The organism is Roseivirga sp. E12 (genome assembly GCF_017592825.1).
In the GTDB taxonomy this organism is placed as follows: Bacteria; Bacteroidota; Bacteroidia; order Cytophagales; family Cyclobacteriaceae; genus Roseivirga.
The window spans coordinates 58,675-80,933 of record NZ_JAGFMD010000012.1 but is presented as its reverse complement, the minus strand read 5'-3'; the positions used below and the strand labels follow the sequence as shown (position 1 = coordinate 80,933).

The window sequence follows — 22,259 nt, the reverse complement described above, 5'->3', positions numbered from 1 at the left end:
TGAGTATTAACTCGACTTGAGTTTCATGTCTTTTGTCTTTTGCATGATTGAGAATATAAGAATTGAGATGGATGCTCCCAATGCCACGCCTGCTACCTGCGTAGTAACACCCCATTGCTTGTGTGCTATGGCTGTAAAAGCCCATACACCAACGAGAGCAAAGGTAATCATACCTCTTTTGGCCAAAACGATAAGATAGATGATCGCAGCAATAATGATCATTGCCGATGCCCAATTGATTTCACTCATCAAAAACGACCATTCTATCTTTGCTAGATATGCAGAAATATTAGCTACTGTTGCTACGGTGATCCATCCGAAGTATAACGAAACGGGCCACCATACCCAGCGCTTGATAGCCCCTGGACTGCGATCGCCACTTCTAATGCCAAGTTTTACCACAGCTGTCATCAAGCTAAAGAGTATCACAACCATAATGATCACACTAAGCCCCGTTCTTTCAGTGAGCCAGGCCCAAATCCACAGGGCATTCCCAAGGTTGGCAATCATCAAAAATGGACCAAGGGGCTTGAAAAAAGATGTGTTAATATCTTTGAATGCTGCCCTGACTTGAAAAATGGCATTACTAAATAGAGCAATGTAGATCAAAGCCCAGATAGAGAATGCGTAGCTGGATGGCGTAAAAAGATTGTCATACGCTGCGCTCAAAGAACCCACTGAGTTCTCATTAATACCTTGAGCGTTGGCGTGGTAATTCCAATACACAACCAATGCGAGAACAATGGCATTAGTGACGGCCCATAAGCGATGCGTAGACTTAGTCATATTGTCTTTATGACTATAACTCGATTAGGCCCTAAATTGATTTAAAAAAATAAGCCCCCGCTTTGCGGAGGCTTAAACTAGATTTTTGTCTGACGATAGAACTGGCTGATGTTTCCTTCGACCTGACTATAGACTCGATCGATGAAACTGATGAACAGCGTCTGTGGTCCTGGAGGAGGTAACTCCTTTCGCTTCGACTGGCGAATTTCGTCCTTGTTCAAGGCACGCTCATCACCATTGAAAGAAGCCCATTCATGTCTCCAGACATCCTCACTCGCAATCTTTCGGTTAGTTAGAACTTTGCCAGTGTAAGCATCCCGTATCTCAAAGTTCAAAACTCCCGCAGAAAATAGTGTCTTTTCATTCGAAGTGAATTCTGCTTTTACAGTTCCGTAGACATCATGTTCTACACCGCTATTGTCCTTGTATTGACCCACTACCACACTGTCTCTTTTCAGCTCAACAGTTTTCGATACGATTTTGGCCTGACCTAAAACAAAGTCATCAAAGGCCATGGATAGTATATGATCTGGCTGAACGTCTCTTTGCTGAGACTGTCTGGTAGTAAAAAACTCCACAAATCGATCGCGGCTATATCGGTCTAAGTATTCAAACATCTTGTTTTCGAAATACTCATTCGTTAACTCAAGGTTTCGAGAATGGATTGGAATAGGTTCTATCAAAACTCTGACAGTGGCTACTTGACGGGCCTGAGTCAAAAGAGAATCAATTCCACCAATGTTGTTAGAGTACCTAAGCGCCATTTCAAAATGACTATAGGCCTGTCTTCCCGTTTCAATTGTATTGATGGCTAAAGCATCTTTTCCTAATTCCAACTGCACTTCGGCTGCATTCTGACCCGCTTCTTGCTGCTCAAGAATGTACTCCTTTGGAGAAACCAAAGACATGCATGAAGGGCATCGTTGAATATCTCTATAATAGCGATTCAGTTTAGCATATTCATTGTAAATGCCTTCCCATTTAAAGGTATCGCCACCTTTTTTGTATTGCTGTACACGCTTCAAGTGAAACTCTGATGCTACACTGTAGCCATCAATCAGTACATCCTGTGCCTTTTTATTATTTGGGTTAGCCTGAAGGCGCTTTACTGCGCGATCTAAAGCCGTTTCATAGTCACCCTTGTCAAATGCATTTTTGCCAGTTGCACATGCGGCAACGGAAAGTGCTATGAACCCAAGTAAGATAGTTTTGTAGAAAGTGTTCATAAGCTTTAATGTTTGGTTTCGTATGAGCTATTGAAAAAATGATGCCAAACAAAATTAATGGCTTCCATTGAGCTCCACTATCTTTTCTTTCATCATTTTGAAAACACGATCAGTAAGGGCGGGAATATCATCCTCGGTAAGACCCGTTACTGGTACTTCAGGTAACACATAAGAGTGTACCACTCCAGGCTTTAACAAGAGACTTCCTCGTCTCATTAGCTTTGATGCGTTGTGAATAACTACCGGTATCACTGAGATTTGTGACTCGATGGCAAGTCTAAATGGCCCATGCCTAAATGGGAGCAGGAGCTCATCGGTATTGTTTCTTGTTCCTTCCGGAGCAATCAGCACAGAGGTACCCCCATTCAGTACTTCTTTAAGTTTTCGGCTACCCTCACGTCTACTTTCAGGGCTTGATCTATCTACCCAGACTGCCCATCGGCTGGTGACCCATCCGAAGACTGGTATTTTTGATAATTCCTTTTTCCCAAGCCCAACAAGGCTGGATGGAATAGCAATGGGAATAGCACAAGCATCTAAAAAAGATGTGTGGTTAATAACGAATATGAATGACCTTTTTCGATCAACCGATTTTTTGTGGTGGCCGATAAACCAAATTCCCGTTGTGATGCCGAACATATAAACCCAGCAGCGAATAAAGAAGAATGTGATGCCGTCTAACTTTCTGGAAATCAACAGAGGTATTACCATCAGAGGAGTGAAGATGATCATGGGAATCACGAACATGATTCCGCACCAACCAGTGTAGATATATTGGACCAGATTTTTTAGCACAGACTTTTACCGAAGATTTATCGAAAATAGTTTTTTTAAGTGAATCCACTATTTAGATTTGGACGGAAATTAATGAAAACCGCTTGTGCTGACTCATCCTAGGTACAGGCGTTAAAAAGGATGAACCTAACTCTTTACTTGCAGTCCCAATGTATTCTATACGTTGGGACTTTTTTTATTTCCTTCTACTACTGGATTGGCTACATTAGTTTTACTTAAAAAGAAGCGTTATGAAATTCGGCAGTGTTGATCAGCCAGAGCTAGTAGATTTTAAATTACCCCAAGACCACCCCGATACAGTTCGGGTACTCAAAGGTTCTTCATATCAGGGCAGACCCAAAATATACGTAGGTTGTGCAAAGTGGAATCGAACGGATTTAAAAGGGTTTTATCCCCGTGGGACTAAAGACGAACTTACTTACTACGCTACTCAGTTCAATAGTATCGAGCTCAATGCCACCTTCTATAATTTTTATAGCAAGGAGCAGTTTGAGAATTGGCGCGATAAGACTCCGGATGACTTTAAGTTCTTTCCTAAGATCAACCAGATGATCAGTCACATGAAAAGACTGAATGACGATGTTGGAAGATATACCGAAGAATTTTGCCATAGTCTGGCTGGGCTTGGTGACAAATTGGGTGTGGTTTTCTTACAATTGCATAACAATTTTGCTCCCAAGAATTGGGATAGGCTTGAGCGTTTTCTAGGAGAGTTTCCTGAAGGAATTCCACTCTCATTAGAAGTGAGGCATACCGATTGGCTGAATGACCCTGAGGTGTCAGAAAAATTCTATGCACTTCTTGAAAAATACAAGGTGGCCAACATTATCACCGATACGGCTGGTCGCAGGGATTTATTGCACATGCGCCTGACCACTCCTTCAGCGTTTATTCGCTACGTAGGTGCCAATCACGAAAGTGACTATACGCGTCTAGACGATTGGTTCGATCGGATCAAGTCATGGATAGACATAGGTGGCATTGAGGATATCTACTTTTTTGTACATCAAAATCTTGAGAAAGCTTCGCCATTGCTCTCGGCTCATTTGATCAAGCGCTTGAACGATGAGTTGGGCTACGATTTACCTGTTCCCAACCAGCAGGGTGGTCAGTCTAATCTTTTTTAATGATTAACGGATTGGCCAAAGGTCAATCGAAAGCCATTAGGGTCAGTTAAGTCAAAGTCCCTCATGCCATATTCATGGGTCTCCGGAGCTCTGGTTACGACACCCTTTGCTTTGAATTCTTCAAAGACCTGATCAACATCATAGGTGAAGATATATAATGCCGTATGTACTGCCGAAGGTGTGAAATCATCGTCTCTTTGGCTAAAATGAATTTTGATCTCGTCTCTACTCAACACGGCATAGGTCGCTGGGTCTTCCCATTTAAAATCTATCTGAAAACCAAGATTCGCTTCGTACCAAGCTATGGTCTCCTCAACATTGGGAACCGGAAAAATCGGTGAGCAATGGGAAAAGGTTTTTGAATTTGCCATGATTAAATCTACGCAGTCTTTCGAAAGTGGATATGGTGGATTTTGTTAATTATGGAAACTCAACTATAAGCTGACTTAAAATAGGCCATTATGATATCTCTGATATCATTTTTGATACCATTGAATTCAGTCGGGGCTGTTGACTGATCTTTATAATTTTTAAGAAACTCAAGGTTTTTCTCACCGCCTCCCATTACAAAGTCAGGTAGGGCCAGCTTGTAGGTCTTATTTTTTGAAAGCTTTGCTTCCTTGATATACCAACCATCTGCCTTCTTCTCAGCATTTGCCAGCTGCAGGTAACCACCAATGCCTACATTGGTTACAGTACCGGTCTCCAAGATACGCTCTATGACATCTCCTTTGAGGTCAACCAGTGCTATTCCACCACCAAATGGGAATGACCTTAAAATATCATACTCAGTAACGGTACCAGTGAGTTGATCATCCAGACGAATTGAGCCACTATTGAATACTGCTAAATCAGCCTCCGGAGCTGCATAGAGGAAAGATTCGGCTGTCTCGATTGGGTAGTTAGTAGGTCTGTACCGAATACTGCTCTCTCTGCCGTCAAGGGTATCTTTAGTCACCATTACTACTTCATCAGGAGTGTAGCCCATAGATGCCATGCTCTCGTCCCCAATATTCACCCACTTATCTACCACTGCTTTAACCTCCGGGTCGCTGGGTACAGATTCATCAACAGCTACTAATTCTGAGTTGATAGTGGTCTTGCCCGTGGCTTTGTTATAACTGACTCGGTGAACATAAACAGTTTTAGCATTCGCATCAGCCTTAGTCATGATGGTGTTGCCGAACTGGTATTTCATATTGGTATGGTCGTGACCACCGAGAATCAGGTCGAGCTCAGGAACGAAATAAGTCGCTAGTGAGTCGTCCATGTCTTCTTCCAAATGAGTAATGGCAACCAATACTTCGGCATCACTTTTTACTTTATTGTAGACCGCTTTTACTGACTCATATTTATCAGTATAGCCTACGTAGTCCTTTTTATTGAAAGGAACTGTGGAACCGAAGAAGGCTATATCGATACCCTCAATTGTATGCATGATATGATCTGGGAATGACTGCCCATTTTGCTGCCAAGGTACCAATTGACCGTTGACTTTATGAAAGCAGTTAGTAGTCGTCCATTTGAAATTGGACTCTGCAATGCGTTTTAGATGCTCGCCTTCTTTAATGTCATATTCGTGATTACCGGGGACTACATAGTCCACTCCAAGGGCATTCATCACTTCAACCATGTGGCGTCCGGCAATCTTCTCACCCTCATATTCTAATGTGCCAATGAGGGAAGGACTCACAAAGTCTCCTGATACAGTTGTAATGACGTTTGGATTTTCTGCTAGAAGTTGCTTTCTGATGGTAGCGACTCTGGCCATTCCGGCAGATTCACCCCCTTCAATTGGCGCTATCTCATAAACATCATTGAGTTGAAGAATGATGAAATCGACTTTATCAGGGCTCTCGCAAGAGAATGCGAAAAAGAGAAATAGTATTGCTGTTAGCTTAAGGTTTTTCATATCTGTGTGTTTGTCACCTCAATTTATCACTAATCATTTGCATGAGCAATATCAATAAATAGACAAAGGTGAAAGAAATATTTAGATATATACGCAACCTTTCCAAGTGCTTTCTGTATTTATATAGACAAAGGTGAAACATATTCCAAATGAAAGGTACTTATCTCGGAGAATTTGAAGAACTCGTTTTGTTGACAGTCGGTATCCTAAATGAAGATGCTTATGGCTTGGCAATCAAAGATGAATTAGAAAAGCAAACCAGCCGGAGCCCAATGATTAGCTCGGTACATAAATCACTGGTCCGTCTAGAAGAAAAGGGTTACCTTAAATCGTACTTAGGAGGCGCTACTGCCGAAAGGGGTGGCCGTCAAAAAAGACTCTATGAATTGACAGCATCGGGCAAGAAAGTGCTCAATGCGTCCCGTGACTTGCGCAATAGCATGTGGCAATCTGTACCGAAAGTGGTATGGGAAGGGGGAGGCTCATGAGTATTCATCAACCACCAAAGTGGATGATGACTTTCTTTCGATGGTTTTGCAGAGAAGATCTTTGCGATGCTGTTGAAGGCGATCTTTTGTCCATTTATTCCTTGAAAAGGCAAAAAAGCCGATTTCGAGCCAATTTCTGGTACCTCAGAAATGTGATCACTTTTCTACAACCCTTTGCAATTAAAAGAAGGCCCAATTCGCCCAGACTAAATTCCATTGATATGTTAAGCAGTTATTTCAAAATCGCCTATCGCAACCTTATAAGAAGTAGATCTTATGCGGTAATCAATATTCTAGGGCTCGCCATTGGACTGGCTGCGTTTATCCTAATGTTTGCCTATGTGAAGCATGAACTTTCTTACGATCAGTTTCACAGTAAATCCGAAAGGCTATTTAGAGTCAATTGGCAGTACGAGGCGAGGGGAGCTAGTACAGAAGTTGCCATGTCGGCTTTTCCTCTAAAGTATATGTTCCTTGAGGACTATCCGGAAGTAGAACAGGTTGTTCGCTTCTATAAGAACAATCAGGACGCAACTACACTCAAGTATGAGGAAAACCATTTTACAGAAGAGAATGTCCTCTTTGCAGACCCAGAAGTATTCAAGGTGTTCGACTTTCCATTGGCACAAGGTGATCCAAGTACTGCATTGGCTAAAATGAATAGTATTGTTCTGACCAAGAGGGTTGCGAAAAAATACTTTGGAGAAGAAAACCCGATGGGAAAAATTATCCAGTTCAAAAATGACGACCTCCTAAAAGTAACAGGTGTCTTGGAGGATGTTCCAGCCAATTCTCATCTGACATTTGATATCCTAGTGCCCACAGAACTTCAACGCCAACGATGGATTAGAGGAGATGGAAATGGTGGTTATGATTTCGAAGAAGACTGGAAGTGGTCTGGCACCTGGCAATACGTTTTGCTAAAAAATAAAGATGCCTATACCACCTTCAATCAGAAGCTTTATGAGAATGGGAAGGACTATTTTGGAAGACTTCCGAATGCGGTGGTTGAGTATCATTATTCCGCTATGCCTATTACAGATATCCATTTACAATCGTCAATGTCTGGTGAACTCAAAGTGAATGGCAACCTGCGGCAAGTCAATGGTTTCGGAGTGATTGCTGTTCTAATTTTGATCATTGCCTGTATCAATTTTGTCAACCTGAGTACAGCCAGATCAGCAAAAAGGGCTAAGGAAGTAGGCCTACGTAAGGTAATGGGTGCTCTGAGGTATCATTTGATTTCGCAGTTTATTGCCGAATCGGTTTTGATTGCAGTTATCGCAATGCTCCTTGGCGCATTTTTAGTCGAAGGGATGTTGCCTGTTTTTAACAGGTTTATGGATCAATCCCTCAGTATTCCATATGCTCAGCCTGCGGTAATTCTTTCCATGTTCGTAGGTGCTATTATTATCGGACTAATCGCTGGCATATATCCTGCACTATCCTTGTCAAGATTCCAACCAGTCAAAACGTTGAAGGGCAATACCACGACTGGGACTAGAGGGAATTCCCGTACGCGACAAGTCTTGGTTGCTTCTCAGTTTATCATTTCAAACTTGCTGATTGTAGGCATTCTGATCGTTCAGGGCCAACTCGATTACATCAAAGACAAGGACCTCGGTTTTGAGAAAGAACAAGTGATCGTTCTTAAACATGGCAATAAGCTGGATGAGGATTTTGGTCTCTTCACTGAACGTATAAAAGCTAGCCCCTTTGTACGAAGCGCTAATCAAGGCTATGTAGCAGGAACACGTGATTGGACCCAATCCTTTCGTGTTGAAGGAGAAGCGCTTGAAGAAGCAAAGAGCATTGGTATTAAACATGTTGGCTTTGACTTTTTAGAGATGTTTGACATGAAGCTTGTTGAAGGTCGATTCTTCAAGAAGGAGATGTACAAAGACCGAAGGGAAGCGATTTTGCTGAATGAGACCGCGGTGAAAACCTTTGGGTGGACAAATCAAGAAGCCATCAACAAGACTTTCAGCTATGTAGGCGGTAGTGATAACAGAACGCAGTTTGAATGCAAGGTGATAGGCATTTTTGCAGACGCGCACCTGGAATCACTCTATAGACCCATTCGCCCAAGCGTATTCAAATTTGCCCAATGGGGTGACGTTTCCATTCGATTAGAGGCCAGTAATATTGATGACCTCAGGGCCGGAATATCGGATATAGAAAGCATTTGGAATGAGCTGAGTCCTCAGTGGCCATTCGAGTTTGACTTCCTAGATGACACCATAGCCAAACAGTATCAGCAAGAGGAACGCCTGGGTCAAACTATTCAGTATTTCACCATATTAGCCATCTTCATTGCTTGCCTTGGACTATTTGGTTTGGCGTCCTTCACGGTTCAGGAGCGCACAAAAGAAATAGGAGTCCGTAAGGTTCTAGGAGCGTCTATTTCCTCCATCTTGCTATTGGTTAGTAGTCGTTTTTTCAAACTAGTGGCCATTTCATTTATGATCTCGGTGCCATTGGCATTTTACTTTGGCAATACTTGGCTCAGTGAGTTTGAATATAGAATTGAAATTGGGCCAATGGTCTTTGTATTGGGCGCTCTGCTTTCAATTGGTATTGCAGCCATTGCAGTGGGTGGTCAGTCACTTAGAGCAGCATCTCTTAACCCTGTTAAAACTCTACGTCACGAATAAATCTACTCTCTGTTGTTTTTGCGATGGGCGAATGCCAAAGACATCACAAGTAGCGTGATCAGAAGTATATAAACTGGCACATAGCCCAGTATAACGAAGAAAAGAAAGGCGGTCGCGAAAAACACATATTTGGCATAGTCTTCCTGATTTGGTCTGATGTTTTTGACGACCATATGATGCAATACCGATACGACAGGAAGTATTAGGGCTATTTGAAAAAGGTTTAGAATATCAGAGGTAGACCAGTTATTGCCAAAGAATACAAGGAATTCGGGTAAGGATAAAATCAGATAAGTGACGGAATTTTTTGCAAAGATCTTGATCCTCGAATGGGGTAGGTTTCTATACAATTTCAAAGCTGAGCCTTCGAATTCATAGTAACGAAAACTGAAGTTGGCATTGATTGCCGAACTAATCAAAATACCCAGAGCTAAGTATCTAAAGTCAATACCCTCAACATTAAAGATAGCCGTGGCGCCAAGGATGACAGCGGCTGAGAATAACTTAGTTAGTACTAGCGAGATACTATGTCTGTGAAGTAAGTGGTGAACAAACAGAAAGGGATACTGTCTAGGTATCAATCTAATCCAATTGCTCAATCGCTTTGAGATACTTGGGTCAACAGGTTTGACAAGCTGCAGGAACAGGAAATACCCTGCAATCATCAGCAAAAGTAAATTGGACGTAATCAGTATAATTGCGGAGTTGATTTGACCTAACTGAAAAGCGATCACAGTCATGAAAATACTGTAGCCAAGTATTGGAAAAAGTAGCAAGAACTGGATATAAACAACCAGAGGTTTCAGTCCTTTATTAGGTAACCCTATGACCTCGGTTAAAAACCAGTTTTCGGGCAGTCGTTTTACCCTATAGAAGAAGTTAAGGGTTTTGATAGTGTATAAAACCCAAAGACCCAGTGGAACGAGGTAGTAAATGGGTCTGAATGCCAAGGCAGAGGCGATGTCCATATGCTGTGGTGTTTTTAAGAACCCAAATCCCAATCCCAGCACGACTAAAAAGAAACCAGTATTCTCCTTGTAGAATTCCTTGACAATAACCCTCACTAAGACGCTACTAATCGCTTTCATAGATCTCGAATAATCCCTTGGTCTTTGACCTCATAAGTGTGATCGGCCTCAATCAACTGATTTTCGAAATCTTGATGTGTGGCAAGAATGAAGGAGACTTCTTTTTTGCTTTTATCCGCGATCAAGTTAAGCAGTGCCTCTTGGGCTTCTTTGTCTAAGGTGATTAGGGGCTCGTCAAGAATGATCCATGATGCATTTCCTAAAAATGCTATTACCAAAGAGAGTTTCTTCAGCATACCACTAGAATAATTTCCCACTGGCTGATTGGAAAAACTCTCAATGGAAAGCTGTTGTGAAAGTTCGGTTACCTGTGCTGGAGTCGCACCTTTCAATTGTCCGAAATATGAGATGAGATCATTCCCTGTTAAGAATTCCGGGAATGTTGGCTCTGATTGACTATAGTTTAGGAGTCTTTTGTAAGAAACGGGTTGCTTACTTAGACTATATCCATTCAGCTCGACTTTACCTTCGAAGGGAGAGATACCTGCCAGACAATTGAAAAGAGTGGATTTACCTGATCCGTTTTTTCCTTTGACCCAATGAATACCTTCGGAAAAGCTGAGCGATGGGATTTCCAGAATAAGTTGACTCCCGTAGGCTTTTTTGAAGTTTTGAATGTTCAGCATTTAACACCTAACATACGGAATTGAATGCAAATTGGGTTTCATGCATAAAAAAAGGAGTGCACTGCACTCCTTTTCAAATCCTTTGAATAAAACTTATTGAACCGTTACGCTGAATGTAACTTCAACGTCAGTCTCTCCATCAGCATTGGTTGGATCACCGCTGCTTACACCAGCAGCCGTTTTCACTGGCTCATGGATAAGAGTCACTGTTAGGTTACCTGCACCTGCGCCAGCTGTGGTAAAAGTACCAGCGAGTCCAAGTGGATTACCATTACCATCTTGATCAGTGTAAGCATAGGTGGCATTAAGTCCTGTCCCAATTACAAAGAATACTTGGTGTTCATCGTCTTCTTCTGACACCTCAACCGTAATATCTTCAGCAGGACTTTCTTGCTCGTTAAGGAATTCTACGGCCACTGTATAAGTAGTGTTAGTCATAAGTGTAGGGTTTTCCAATACAGGATCATTCCCACCTGGGCCATCTAAATCTGTGAATGTAGCCGTTACTGTCGGAGCCGCAGCGTTGGTAAATGTCACTCGAACCGTTGTGATTAATTCTTCTTCGTTTACAGGGTCTGGATCGTCAGAACCGCAGGCGGTCATAACTAAGACCATTGCTAGAAGCGAAAGGAACTTGATGCTATTGATTGTCTTCATGAGTATTTTTTCTGAGTTTATAAATGCAACATTAGTGCATTAGCAACATTGTTGCAAATATAAAAACATGAATCTCTTAGAATTTGTTTGAACGGTAGTAGAATCATTTGATTATTATATTATAATTAAATAATGAGGATTTTGTATTTAAAAGAATGTTATTCTTTGTTCAGTGATGAAATTAAAATCAAAATATCTTATAGTTGTTTATTCTGTTAACCCACCGTTATGAAAAAGATAGCCCTAACACTTTTGACCCTTTGCTTAGTCACACTAGCATCTTCACAAACCAATACTTTTCCGACTACTGGAAATGCTGGTATAGGCACAATAAGCCCTTTTAGTAAGCTATCGTTCGGTACCTCAAATTCGAATTTCAACTCAAGAATAGCATTTTACGAACATACCAATGATGGCTCACGATTTCGAGGGATAGGAATGGCTAACCCGGCCTCAGGTATTTATGGTGTGGGTATTTGGGCTGGAGGAGGCACATATATTCCGAATGATACAAACGCTAAGATGTTTATACAAGACAATGGCAATATTGGTATGGGTACCGTAAGTCCTCTTTCAAGGCTGCATATCTCGCCTTCTTCCTCTGGAGGGACTCCTTATGATAATAATGGTATAACCGTAGAAAATACCACTAGGAGTGTTTTACAAATGTTAACCGGTAATACTGGAGATCAGTATTTGTTTTTTGGAGATTCTGACAAAGCAAATAGAGCATGGGTTGGTTTCAATCATAACATTGACCAAATGAACTTCACTTTTCATAACTCACCAGGAAATTTTGCCTTCGTCAATGGAAATGTAGGTATTGGTACAACCTCCCCCACAGAAAAATTAGAAATTTTTAATTCAGTCACTACACCAGGGGTAGTGTCGCTGATGAGCATTAGAAATGACGCTTCGTATGTTGATGTAGGTAGAATAAGTGCTAAACAATCTACAGTTGAGGTTGCACGGATAGGTTTGCCTCGCGCTGGAGGTACCAATACAGGCTTTTTAACTTTCTGGACGAAGGCCCACAACAGCCTGAATCTGACAGAGAAAATGAGATTGGATGAAAGTGGCAATTTGGGTATTGGTACGACTTCACCCACCGAAAAGCTCTCTGTAAATGGAAACATTTTAGCAAAGAAAGTTAGGGTATCTGTGGCAGCTGCTGATTGGCCAGACTATGTGTTTGCTTCGACTTATAAGCTTCGACCTTTGAATGAGCTTGAGGACTATATCAAAAAGAACGAACACCTGCCAGAAGTTCCTTCTGCCCAAGAGGTAGAGACTGATGGACTTGATTTGGGTGATATGGATGCTACACTCTTAAAGAAAGTGGAGGAGCTGACACTCTACTTAATCGAGCAAGATAAAACCTTCAAGACACAAGCTGCTAGCTTGGAGGAAGTAAAAGAGGAGAATCTCGAATTGAGAAAGATGCTTGTCGACATGAGAAAAGAAATTGAACTGCTTAAAAAAGATAAATAAACACAACCATGAAAAAGATAGCCATAACACTCTTGTCCCTTTGCCTAGCTACACTAGCATATTCACAAACCAATACTTTTCCTACAACTGGAAATGCTGGTATAGGGGTAACGAACCCTACAACTAGCCTTCTTGAAGTAAAAAATATAAATACAACTTATCTGCAAGGTTTGAACATCCAACTTACAGGTGTTTCAGGGTTCGTTGTGGATCAGACATATGGAGCTTATGTATTAAATAATATGGGAGGTAGTCAAAACGGGCCTTCTAGGTATGGAGGGTATTTCGAGGCTAAATCCTACGGTTCTAGCAGTAATTTCAACTATGGTCTTGTTGGTGTGGGAAATAAAGTTGGTGGCTATGGTTATCAAGCTATTGGTGTCTTGGGTATTGCTAAGAACACTTATTCTGGTTACAGTACGACCAGTGCTAACTTAATTGGAGTGAAGGGCTTGGTTGAGTTCACGAATGATTCGAATACTTTAACCAATACCACTTTTGGTGCTAGTTTGTATGGGGAAGCCGTAGTTCCCGGTAATAAGACACTTACCACCTATTATGGTTTGTATCTCAAAACTCCTACTGGTACTATCACGAATAAATGGGGCATATACCAGTCCGATTTGAACTCTAAAAACTTTATTGCTGGAAATGTTGGCATAGGTGGTACTGCCTCTCCAAACTACAAGCTTGATGTAGTTGGCCAAATTCATTCCAATGATAGAATATATGGTGATAGATTGTCCGCCTCGGGAGGGGTAATAGATCTAGACGCTGCCACAGGAAGTAATTTTTGGCAATTGTATAACGGGGCTGCCTCTTTATATGTTAGTGGCCAACTTGGGATATCTCAAAAAGCTGACAAGGTAGGAATTGGCACGACAAACCCCACCGAAAAACTCTCAGTCGATGGAACAGTTTTGGCCAAGAAAGTAAGAGTTTCTACGAACGGAGCGGATTGGCCAGATTATGTGTTTGCTTCGACCTATAAGCTTAGGCCTTTGAATGAGCTAGAAGACTATATCCAAAAGAACCAACACCTGCCAGAAGTTCCTTCAGCCACAGAAGTAGAGACCGATGGACTTGATTTAGGTGATATGGATGCTACACTCCTAAAGAAAGTGGAAGAGCTAACCCTATATATGATTGAACTAAACAAAACTGTCAAGGCGCAAGGAGAGAAGATCAAGGCTTTGGAAAAGGAAAACAAGGCGTTAAAAGTAAAGAGTAACTAATGTTTGGAGACTGCTTCGTGCCTCGCAGTGACATAAGGTCTCGTCATTGCGATAGAAGCAATCTCACCATATGATTAGTGGGTCGCTTGGTGCCTCGAAGAGGCCTTCGGAACCCATTTTATAATTACTGCGTATATTTGCACAGCTTGAAAAGAACAGCAACCATATTATTCACAATGATTTACCTAATGACTACCTCTGGTATTCTGGTAGGTCAGCATTTGTGTATGGACAGGGTCAAAGAGACTTCTCTCTTCAAAAAAGTAGAGAGTAAGTGTGGCATGTCTATGGAGATGCATGAAGGTATGGAAGACTGCTGTGATGATGAATGGGCACTGAAGATTGTCGAAGATGATCAACAGGTTACTGTTTCTTCTGATGCACCATCAGCAGTTTATCATCTACTTTTCGAGATTCCTTTTGTTGATTTTGAAGCCTTAATGGTAAGTCAGCAAGATAAAGTTGAGATTAAGAATACAGGCCCGCCTGATATTCCCACACCTGATCTCACCATACTTTATCATTCCCTGAAAATACCCGCTGCTATACAATCCTGAAGTCTTCCGGTTTCGTCAACCTGAATGAAAAGAAGCATCTCCTATTTAGATTGGAGGTATTCCTTTCTACAGTCCATGACAACCTGAATAGACTTCTTTGCTCATTCCTGAGCTATTTCATTTACATAGGATTGTAAAAGCATGATTAATGATCAATACACTTATTAAATTCTTTTTGGACAACCGTTTAGTAACGGTTATTCTTCTGGTACTGCTGGTTGGATGGGGCTTAATTACGGCTCCTTTCCAATGGTCGACTGGTTTGCCGAGCGACCCTGTACCGGTGGATGCCATTCCTGACATTGGAGAGAACCAACAGATTGTTTTCACTGAATGGCCGGGTCGTTCGCCTCAAGATATTGAAGATCAGATTACTTATCCCTTAACGTCTTCTCTATTGGGGCTTCCGGGTGTCAAAACGATTAGGAGCTCCTCCATTTTCGGAGTTTCATCTATCTATGTCATTTTTGAGGAGTCGACAGAATTCTATTGGAGTCGAAGTCGTATTCTGGAAAAACTCAATGCCTTGCCGAAAGGCCTGCTACCTGATGGTGTACAACCAGCCCTTGGACCAGATGCAACCGCTCTGGGACAAATCTACTGGTATACTATTGAAGGTAGAGATGAGGATGGAAATCCAACAGGAGGTTGGGATCCACAGGAAATCAGAACCATTCAGGACTATACCATCAAGTATGCCTTGGCTTCGGCTCAAGGGGTTTCTGAAGTTGCGTCAATTGGCGGTTTTGTCAAGGAATACCAAGTGGATATTGATCCAAAGGCCATGGATAGCTATGGGGTCACCTTGGCCGAAATCACTAAAGCCGTCAAAGAGAGCAATTTGGATGTTGGTGCCAAAACCTTGGAGGTCAATCAAGCAGAGTACTTAGTGCGAGGTTTGGGCTATATCAAAAGCCTTGAAGACTTAGAGCAGGCACCTGTAAAAACTGTCGATAATGTATCTATCCGAATCAAGGATGTGGCACGGGTATCTATTGGACCAGCTTCACGAAGAGGGGCTTTGGATAAGTCTGGTGCAGAGGCTGTTGGTGGAGTGGTAGTTGCACGATACGGAGCCAATCCGATTGAAGTGATCGATAATGTCAAAGCTAAGATTGATGAAATCAGTCAAGGATTGCCGACCAAGTATTTATCCGATGGAACAGCTTCAAAGTTGACAATCATTCCTTTCTATGATCGTACCGAGCTAATTCAAGAGACCATCGGAACGCTTGAGGAAGCATTGACACTCGAAGTGATCATCACGATCATCGTTGTGTTGGTGATGTTGCTTAACCTGAGGGCATCAATCCTTATCTCATCTCTTTTGCCGATCGCGGTGTTAATGTGCTTTATCGCCATGCGCTATTTCGGTGTCGATGCAAATATCGTGGCCCTTTCAGGTATTGCCATAGCGATCGGCACAATGGTGGATGTAGGCATAGTGCTTACTGAAAACATCACACGCCACCTGAAAGAAAATGGAGATAAGAGTTTAGCAACTCTCATTTTTGAGGCCTCTAAGGAAGTGGCTCGGGCTATTATTACTGCTGTAATGACCACGGTAATTAGTTTCATCCCTGTCTTTACCATGGAGGCAGCTGAAGGGAAGCTATTTAGGCCACTGGCTTATACAAAGACTTTTGCACTGTTGGCAGCCATTGTGGTGGCGTTGATCATCATTCCAACCCTTGCCTATTGGTTCTTCGGTTTCAAGCCTAAGACTAAATGGCTTAAGACATTATTGAATATAGGTTTGGTCATTTTCGGTACTTGGGTGCTGATTTTAGGATATAACCTGTCTGGCTTTGTGCTGATAAGCTTAGGGCTGGTCAATCTGTTGAGGACCCATGTTAACTCCATTTCAGCTTATCTGAAGTATGCTGATGTCATCATTATACTCATTGGCGTGGCCGTTCTACTCAGTGATAAGTGGATGCCGTTAGGAGTGGAGGCAAGTGCGTTCATGAATTTCCTCTTTGTCGCCCTGATCATTGGTTTAACCTTAGGAGGCTTCAGCTTATTCATTAGGCTCTATCCTAGAATTCTTGACTGGTGCCTCAGAAACAGATGGAAATTCTTGTTGATTCCTTCTTTTATCGTGCTCATGGGTCTTACGATTTGGTTGGGCTTCGATAGAGTTTTTGGTTTTATCCCAAAGACCTTTGGAGATGGTGTTCGGGTGAACCGAACCTATTCTAGTCTGTCGCATTCCTTTCCTGGAATCGGCAAGGAGTTTATGCCTTCATTGGGTGAGGGTGCTTTCCTTTTGATGCCCACTTCAATGCCGCATGCTGGCGTTGATCAAAACAAAGAGACACTGCGACTATTAGATATGGCTGTGACCGCCATTCCAGAAATTGAATCTGTCGTTGGCAAGTTCGGTCGTACCGAAAGTGCCTTGGACCCAGCACCAATTTCCATGTATGAGAATCTGATTAATTATAAGAGTGAGTATATCACCGATCAGAACGGAAAGCGATTAAGATTCAAAAAAGAGAATGGCGAGTACCTAAGAGATGAGTCGGGCAACTTAATCTTGGATAAAAGAGGCGCTTACTTCAGGCAATGGCGAGATGAAATTAAGTCGCCTGATGATATCTGGAATGAAATTGTCAGAGTGACAAAGTTGCCGGGTGTCACTTCGGCTCCAAAGCTTCAGCCTATAGAAACCAGGCTAGTCATGCTGCAAACGGGGATGAGAGCACCTATGGGTATTAAAGTCAAGGGGCCGGATTTGGCGACTATCGAATCCGTTGGGCTCAAGTTCGAAGCGATCCTTAAAGAGTTGCCTTCGGTAAAAAGAGAGTCTGTGTTTGCCGAACGAATTGTAGGGAAGCCTTACCTGCTTATCGAGTTAAACCGTGAAGCCTTGGCAAGATATGGTGTGAGTGTTTCCAAGGTTCAGGAATATATCCAAGTAGGTGTTGGCGGTATGGAATTATCGAAGACTGTTGAAGGGCGTGAGCGATACAGTATTCGAGTACGCTACCCGCGCGAATTAAGAGACGATCCCGAGTCCTTGAAAGACATACTTATTCCTGTTGCTTCTGGTCAAAACATTCCTTTGGGAGATCTCGCGGAGATTAAGTACCAACAAGGACCACAAATGATCAAGAGCGAAGACACCTTCCTTGTCGGTTATGTCATCTTCGATAAGCTCGTTGGTTTCTCAGAGACTTCGGTTGTTGAAGATGCCAAGAGATTGATTGATCAGCGTATTGCTGAGGGACAGTTGACTTTGCCAGCGGGCGTCTCTTATGAGTTTGCAGGTAACTATCAAAATCAAGTGAGGGCAGAGAAAAGGCTGGGTCTTGTTATCCCATTAGTGCTCGTCATCATACTGCTCATTTTGTACTTCCAGTTTAAGTCCATGGCCGTTTCCTTGATGGTATTTAGCAGTGTGGCAGTTGCCTTTGGCGGTGGTTTTCTCATGCTCTGGTTATATAGTCGTGGTGGTTTTATGGACTTTTCTCTTTTCGGCACTGATATGAGGGGTCTATTTCAAATTGCCCCAGTAAATCTGAGCGTAGCGGTTTGGGTAGGGTTTATAGCCCTCTTCGGTATCGCTACAGATGATGGTGTGCTGATGGCGACTTATCTAAATCAGTCATTTGATAAGAAGGAAGGGTTGGACAAATCAGAGATTAAAAAATTGGTGATAGAAGCTGGAATGCGAAGGGTACGACCTTGTCTAATGACAACTGCTACTACGCTATTAGCGCTGCTCCCGATACTCACTTCAACCGGCCGCGGATCGGATGTAATGATACCAATGGCGATCCCTTCATTCGGAGGTATGCTGATCGCTTTGATCACCCTTTTCGTGGTGCCAGTGCTCTATGCGGTCTACAAAGAGACACAGTTAAAGTTTCATCTTAAAAAGTCAGAAAATTGAAAAAGTCTATACTCATATTATTGACGTTCTGTGTGCTTCAGGCTTGTGAAACTGCTGAGCAAAGTACTTCGGTTGAGCATTTTGGAATCTTAAGAGAAATCATGATGCAGCAGAAACTCGAAGCCAATGCCAACCTGATGGACCTTAATGGAAAGTCAAATACCTATGCACTAGGTGCGTTGGAAGGTCTTTCGGGTGAAATATTGATTTTGGATGGAAAACCACTCAATGGACTAGCCAAACAAGGCCAGTTGAAAATTAATCGAAGCTTCGACTACAAAGCAACGCTATTGGTTATGACTCAGGTTAAGGATTGGCATAAGGTAAGTCTGGAGGGAATGATCGAAAACAATAGTGATCTGCAGGCCCTGGTAGCTCGTGAGGCAGAGAAGCGAGGTATTAATACGGATGAAGCCTTTCCTTTTTTATTGAAGGGAGATTTCGAAGAAATCGAATGGCATGTCATTAATGCTGCGGAAGCTACCGCTCAGAACCATGATGCGTACAAAGCGGCTGGACTCAAGGGAAAAGGGGGCTACTCCGGAGCTAGTATTTTAGGTTTCTATTCTAATCAGCATGAAGGCGTATTTACCCATCATGGCAGCTATTTACATATGCATTTTGTCAATGATGAAGAGACAGAAATGGGGCATGTAGATAACTTAAAAAACGACAGAAAGGTCGAATTGTGGTTAGCTAAAACAGTATCAAAATGAGGCGATTTATATCATTGATCATATTTCTGCTAATCACAAGCGCTGTTCAAGCACAAACAGGGCTGAACGATTATCTGGAGATAGCCGCAAGGGAAAATCCAACTCTCAAGGCTAAGTTCAACCTTTATTTGGCTGCCCTAGAGCGTGTAAACCAACAAGGAGCACTGCCCGATCCAAACCTGAGCTTCGGTTATTTTATTTCTCCGGTGGAAACGCGGGTAGGTCCACAACGCTTTAGGCTTTCCGTATCGCAAATGTTTCCCTGGATGGGGACTTTAAAAGCGAGAGAGAAAGCAGCGGCCAGTTTGGCTAAAGCCAAATTTGAGATGTTTCAGGAGGCTAGAAATCAACTCTTCCTACAAGTGAAGTCCAAGTGGCTGGCACTGTATGAATTACAAAAGGAGATCCAGATCATGGAGGAGAATTTGGATATCCTCAGATCTTATGAGCCGGTGACTAAGACTAAGTATGAGGCAAACCTTGTCTCATTAGCTGATTTAGTGCGGGTACAAATCAGTATCGATCGGGCGAAGACTGAACTGGAGCTTCTCAGGTTAAAGGAGAAGCCTCTCAAACATGATTTCAACACCATGCTTCATCGAGATGGTGAGATGCCCATCGTGATCTCGGATACCCTAAAACAAGAAAAGGTTGATTTCGAATTTGATGCAGTTATGGAGGATCAACCAAGGTTGAGAGCCATCAAGTCAAATCTTTCGGCACTAGAACAAGAAAAAGTATTGGCTGATTTAGGACGTAAACCAAATATCGGTTTGGGTCTTGACTACGGATTAATTGCTAAGCGAGAGGGTGTGAACATTCCCGATAATGGCAAGGATATTCTCGTTCCGCAAGTAAATATTAGCCTACCAATTTTTGGTAAGAAGAATCGATCTGTCCAGAAGGAAGCTGACCTTAAGATGAAAGCAAAAGGCTTTGAGTTGGCAGCTTTAGAAGATGAGTTGAAGAACAGTTGGATCGGTATTGAGTACGAATTAGAGGCAGCTTCTCAGAGCCTGGCTTTGTATTCAGACGAAATGAAAAAGACAGAGGTTTTGCTCAATGTATTGATCAGTGAGTACACCAATAACAACCAAGATTTTGAGAAACTCTTGGAAACACAGCAGAGGCTCTTACAGCTGCAGTTAGCAAACGTTCGAACTGGCGTGCTTTATCAGCAGGCAGTTTTTAAGCAAGAATACTTAACGGGTTCCACCCTAAACGAAATACAAAATGAAATTAAATAGATCAACCCTCCTGACCATTGGTCTTACCCTCGTGATTGGAGTTGCACTAGGTGCGATATTCTTTGGGGGTGGTAGTTCAAAAGAATCTATTGCCGACAATCATCAACATGAGCTTGATGAAAGCGGAAGCTGGACTTGCTCCATGCATCCACAAGTAAGGCAATCAGAACCCGGGGCATGCCCTTTCTGCGGAATGGATCTAATCCCAGTTGCTGATGATGTAGATGATGATCCGACCATTTTAAAAATGTCGAATAATGCCATGCAGTTGGCCAGCATCCAGACCACGATTGTAGGTAGCGAAATGGTAGATGATGTGTTAAGGCTGAACGGAAAAGTAAAGGTGGATGATCGTAGGGTCAATATTCAAACCACTCACTTTGAAGGAAGAGTTGAGGCATTGTATAAGAGCTTTGAAGGTGATGTGGTCAAAAAGGGAGAGAAAATAGCATCCATTTACTCCCCGGAGTTAGTTGCTGCCCAAGAAGAGTTAATAGAGGCAAAAAAGCTTGAGGAGACTAACCCGATTTTGCTCGAAGCAGCCAGAAAAAAGCTTCACCATTGGAAATTGACCATGGAACAGATTCGAACGATCGAAACTTCCAAGGAGCCCATGCGAAACTTCGACCTACTCGCAGACTATGATGGGGTAATCACCAAAAAATTAGTCAATACCGGAAATCATTTGCCAGAAGGAGGAGGGCTTATGGAAATCACGGATTTGTCAAAAGTGTGGGCGGTTTTTGAAGTCTATGAAAAGGATTTAGGGAGAATTCGTCTAGGCGATCGTTTTGATTTTGAGAATAAAGCCACTGGTAAGTTCCATTTGGGTACGATCTCCTTTATCTCACCAGAGGTAAACACAAGAACAAGAATTGTAGAAGTAAGGGCCGACTTGGAAAACAGATCAGGAAGCCTGAAACCTGGGATGTTTATCTCGACAGGAATTTTTGTGAATAAGGATGGAGGTATTTCGGTGCCAAAATCAGCTGTGCTATGGACAGGCAAAAGATCAATTGTCTATGTCAAAGTGCCTAACGAACAGAGTTTTTCACTCAGAGAGGTTGTATTGGGCGATGCCGTAGGTGATAGATATTTTATCAATGAAGGCCTGAGTGCAGGTGAAGAAGTAGTGACAAACGGTGCTTTTACGCTAGATGCCGAAGCGCAGCTGAGAGGTAAAATTAGTATGATGAATACGGCTACCTCTAGTCCTGCAATTCGGGACAATACAAATGAGTTTGTCGAGATCGAGCTGTCTGCAGCGAAAGACTACAGTGAGGATGTGGCTCCGGAATTTCAGCAGCAGCTCACAGACTTATCTAAGGAATACATTGCCTTGAAAGACTTAATGGTTGAAGGCGATGGAGCCAAAATCAGAAAGGCAGGAGTTAAAGTAAAAACTGCACTAGATAATGTCGACATGACTTTAGCAAAAGGAGAAGCACATATGCATTGGATGGATTTATTAAATCCTATGGAAGAAAGTTTGGCTCTGATAACCAACACGGGAGATCGCGATCAGCAACGATTGAATTTCATCAATCTATCGAAGGCCTTGATCAATGCCATTGAATCATTCGGGACATCTTTTGAGAATCCATTATATATACAGTTTTGCCCAATGGCTAATAATGATAAAGGAGCCACTTGGGTTAGCCTTGAAGAAAATATTGTCAATCCATATTTCGGAGATGTGATGCTCACTTGCGGAAATGTAGAATCCATTATTAGTAACCAATAAGAATTAAAGAGA

At 42.3% G+C, this 22,259-nt stretch carries 18 protein-coding genes and 1 pseudogene; 11 read left to right on the top strand and 8 right to left on the bottom strand.

Going from position 1 to position 22,259, the window contains the following annotated elements:
• Positions 1 to 6: 6 nt before the first annotated feature.
• From J4E76_RS19940 to J4E76_RS19930, 3 genes are all read right to left on the bottom strand, one after another.
• Positions 7 to 786 carry a tryptophan-rich sensory protein gene (locus tag J4E76_RS19940; protein ID WP_208506563.1) on the bottom strand — a complete coding sequence of 260 codons (780 nt, stop codon included), beginning with the start codon at positions 784 to 786 and terminating at the stop codon, positions 7 to 9.
• 77 nt (positions 787 to 863) lie between these two features.
• A complete protein-coding gene (locus J4E76_RS19935; RefSeq protein WP_208506562.1) occupies positions 864 to 2,012 on the bottom strand; it encodes a hypothetical protein in 1,149 nt (382 codons plus the stop codon).
• Positions 2,013 to 2,066: 54 nt separating this feature from the next.
• Positions 2,067 to 2,807: a lysophospholipid acyltransferase family protein gene (locus J4E76_RS19930; protein WP_208506561.1), complete on the bottom strand. Its 741-nt coding sequence runs from the start codon at positions 2,805 to 2,807 to the stop codon at positions 2,067 to 2,069.
• Positions 2,808 to 3,037: 230 nt separating this feature from the next.
• On the opposite strand from J4E76_RS19930, the gene J4E76_RS19925 reads away from it, so the two are divergent.
• Positions 3,038 to 3,934, top strand: coding sequence for a DUF72 domain-containing protein (locus J4E76_RS19925; RefSeq protein ID WP_208506560.1), 897 nt, complete (start codon positions 3,038 to 3,040; stop codon positions 3,932 to 3,934).
• On the opposite strand, the gene J4E76_RS19920 is transcribed toward J4E76_RS19925, so the two are convergent.
• Both J4E76_RS19920 and J4E76_RS19915 read right to left on the bottom strand, forming a co-directional pair.
• Positions 3,931 to 4,305: a VOC family protein gene (locus tag J4E76_RS19920; RefSeq protein ID WP_208506559.1), complete on the bottom strand. Its 375-nt coding sequence runs from the start codon at positions 4,303 to 4,305 to the stop codon at positions 3,931 to 3,933. The two genes, J4E76_RS19925 and J4E76_RS19920, sit on opposite strands and share 4 nt — an antisense overlap.
• 59 nt (positions 4,306 to 4,364) lie before the next feature.
• Positions 4,365 to 5,846, bottom strand: coding sequence for a bifunctional UDP-sugar hydrolase/5'-nucleotidase (locus J4E76_RS19915; RefSeq protein WP_208506558.1), 1,482 nt, complete (start codon positions 5,844 to 5,846; stop codon positions 4,365 to 4,367).
• A gap of 149 nt (positions 5,847 to 5,995) precedes the next feature.
• Between J4E76_RS19915 and J4E76_RS19910 the strand changes: the two genes are divergently transcribed.
• The 3 genes and pseudogenes from J4E76_RS19910 to J4E76_RS19905 all read left to right on the top strand — a co-directional run bounded on the left by J4E76_RS19910 (position 5,996) and on the right by J4E76_RS19905 (position 8,988).
• Complete coding sequence (locus tag J4E76_RS19910; protein WP_208506557.1) at positions 5,996 to 6,334, top strand: PadR family transcriptional regulator; 339 nt, start codon at positions 5,996 to 5,998, stop codon at positions 6,332 to 6,334.
• Positions 6,313 to 6,513: pseudogene (locus tag J4E76_RS21245) on the top strand (permease prefix domain 2-containing transporter); the annotation flags it as partial. The gene J4E76_RS19910 and the pseudogene J4E76_RS21245, both read left to right, overlap by 22 nt.
• Positions 6,514 to 6,555: 42 nt before the next feature.
• Positions 6,556 to 8,988, top strand: coding sequence for an ABC transporter permease (locus J4E76_RS19905; RefSeq protein ID WP_208506556.1), 2,433 nt, complete (start codon positions 6,556 to 6,558; stop codon positions 8,986 to 8,988).
• A gap of 2 nt (positions 8,989 to 8,990) precedes the next feature.
• Here the strand turns inward: J4E76_RS19905 and J4E76_RS19900 are convergent, their stop codons facing one another.
• The 3 genes from J4E76_RS19900 to J4E76_RS19890 all read right to left on the bottom strand — a co-directional run bounded on the left by J4E76_RS19900 (position 8,991) and on the right by J4E76_RS19890 (position 11,359).
• A complete protein-coding gene (locus tag J4E76_RS19900; RefSeq protein ID WP_208506555.1) occupies positions 8,991 to 10,076 on the bottom strand; it encodes a hypothetical protein in 1,086 nt (361 codons plus the stop codon).
• Positions 10,073 to 10,702, bottom strand: a complete 630-nt coding sequence (locus J4E76_RS19895; RefSeq protein ID WP_208506554.1) for an ABC transporter ATP-binding protein — start codon at positions 10,700 to 10,702, stop codon at positions 10,073 to 10,075. The genes J4E76_RS19900 and J4E76_RS19895 overlap by 4 nt, the downstream gene beginning before the upstream one ends.
• Before the next feature lie 93 nt (positions 10,703 to 10,795).
• On the bottom strand, positions 10,796 to 11,359 hold the full coding sequence (locus tag J4E76_RS19890; RefSeq protein ID WP_208506553.1) for a hypothetical protein: 564 nt from the start codon (positions 11,357 to 11,359) through the stop codon (positions 10,796 to 10,798).
• Between the two features lie 228 nt (positions 11,360 to 11,587).
• Here J4E76_RS19890 and J4E76_RS19885 point away from each other — a divergent pair, with 228 nt between their 5' ends.
• The 7 genes from J4E76_RS19885 (at position 11,588) to J4E76_RS19855 (ending at position 22,247) form a co-directional block, all read left to right on the top strand.
• Positions 11,588 to 12,850 carry a hypothetical protein gene (locus J4E76_RS19885; RefSeq protein WP_208506552.1) on the top strand — a complete coding sequence of 421 codons (1,263 nt, stop codon included), beginning with the start codon at positions 11,588 to 11,590 and terminating at the stop codon, positions 12,848 to 12,850.
• Positions 12,851 to 12,858: 8 nt separating this feature from the next.
• The gene (locus tag J4E76_RS19880) at positions 12,859 to 14,085 is read left to right on the top strand and encodes a hypothetical protein (protein ID WP_208506551.1); all 1,227 of its coding nucleotides are present in this window, start codon (positions 12,859 to 12,861) and stop codon (positions 14,083 to 14,085) included.
• 146 nt (positions 14,086 to 14,231) lie between these two features.
• Positions 14,232 to 14,642 carry a hypothetical protein gene (locus J4E76_RS19875; protein WP_208506550.1) on the top strand — a complete coding sequence of 137 codons (411 nt, stop codon included), beginning with the start codon at positions 14,232 to 14,234 and terminating at the stop codon, positions 14,640 to 14,642.
• Positions 14,643 to 14,790: 148 nt separating this feature from the next.
• The gene (locus J4E76_RS19870; RefSeq protein WP_208506549.1) at positions 14,791 to 18,540 is read left to right on the top strand and encodes an efflux RND transporter permease subunit; all 3,750 of its coding nucleotides are present in this window, start codon (positions 14,791 to 14,793) and stop codon (positions 18,538 to 18,540) included.
• Positions 18,537 to 19,256, top strand: a complete 720-nt coding sequence (locus J4E76_RS19865) for an acetolactate decarboxylase (protein WP_208506548.1) — start codon at positions 18,537 to 18,539, stop codon at positions 19,254 to 19,256. Before J4E76_RS19870 ends, J4E76_RS19865 begins: the two co-directional genes overlap by 4 nt.
• Positions 19,253 to 20,503, top strand: a complete 1,251-nt coding sequence (locus J4E76_RS19860; protein ID WP_208506547.1) for a TolC family protein — start codon at positions 19,253 to 19,255, stop codon at positions 20,501 to 20,503. Before J4E76_RS19865 ends, J4E76_RS19860 begins: the two co-directional genes overlap by 4 nt.
• Positions 20,490 to 22,247: an efflux RND transporter periplasmic adaptor subunit gene (locus J4E76_RS19855; protein WP_208506546.1), complete on the top strand. Its 1,758-nt coding sequence runs from the start codon at positions 20,490 to 20,492 to the stop codon at positions 22,245 to 22,247. The genes J4E76_RS19860 and J4E76_RS19855 overlap by 14 nt, the downstream gene beginning before the upstream one ends.
• The last annotated feature ends 12 nt before the right edge of the window (positions 22,248 to 22,259 follow it).

Bases quoted from the DNA above. Each gene is read 5' to 3' on its own strand.
- J4E76_RS19925 (WP_208506560.1), top strand. From the start codon at position 3,038: ATGAAATTCGGCAGTGTTGATCAGCCAGAGCTAGTAGATTTTAAATTA.
- J4E76_RS19860 (WP_208506547.1), top strand. From the start codon at position 19,253: ATGAGGCGATTTATATCATTGATCATATTTCTGCTAATCACAAGCGCT.
- J4E76_RS19905 (WP_208506556.1), top strand. From the start codon at position 6,556: ATGTTAAGCAGTTATTTCAAAATCGCCTATCGCAACCTTATAAGAAGT.
- J4E76_RS19940 (WP_208506563.1), bottom strand. From the start codon at position 786: ATGACTAAGTCTACGCATCGCTTATGGGCCGTCACTAATGCCATTGTT.
- J4E76_RS19920 (WP_208506559.1), bottom strand. From the start codon at position 4,305: ATGGCAAATTCAAAAACCTTTTCCCATTGCTCACCGATTTTTCCGGTT.
- J4E76_RS19855 (WP_208506546.1), top strand. From the start codon at position 20,490: ATGAAATTAAATAGATCAACCCTCCTGACCATTGGTCTTACCCTCGTG.
- J4E76_RS19890 (WP_208506553.1), bottom strand. From the start codon at position 11,359: ATGAAGACAATCAATAGCATCAAGTTCCTTTCGCTTCTAGCAATGGTC.
- J4E76_RS19910 (WP_208506557.1), top strand. From the start codon at position 5,996: ATGAAAGGTACTTATCTCGGAGAATTTGAAGAACTCGTTTTGTTGACA.
- J4E76_RS19915 (WP_208506558.1), bottom strand. From the start codon at position 5,846: ATGAAAAACCTTAAGCTAACAGCAATACTATTTCTCTTTTTCGCATTC.
- J4E76_RS19880 (WP_208506551.1), top strand. From the start codon at position 12,859: ATGAAAAAGATAGCCATAACACTCTTGTCCCTTTGCCTAGCTACACTA.
- J4E76_RS19935 (WP_208506562.1), bottom strand. From the start codon at position 2,012: ATGAACACTTTCTACAAAACTATCTTACTTGGGTTCATAGCACTTTCC.
- J4E76_RS19870 (WP_208506549.1), top strand. From the start codon at position 14,791: ATGATCAATACACTTATTAAATTCTTTTTGGACAACCGTTTAGTAACG.
- J4E76_RS19885 (WP_208506552.1), top strand. From the start codon at position 11,588: ATGAAAAAGATAGCCCTAACACTTTTGACCCTTTGCTTAGTCACACTA.
- J4E76_RS19895 (WP_208506554.1), bottom strand. From the start codon at position 10,702: ATGCTGAACATTCAAAACTTCAAAAAAGCCTACGGGAGTCAACTTATT.
- J4E76_RS19900 (WP_208506555.1), bottom strand. From the start codon at position 10,076: ATGAAAGCGATTAGTAGCGTCTTAGTGAGGGTTATTGTCAAGGAATTC.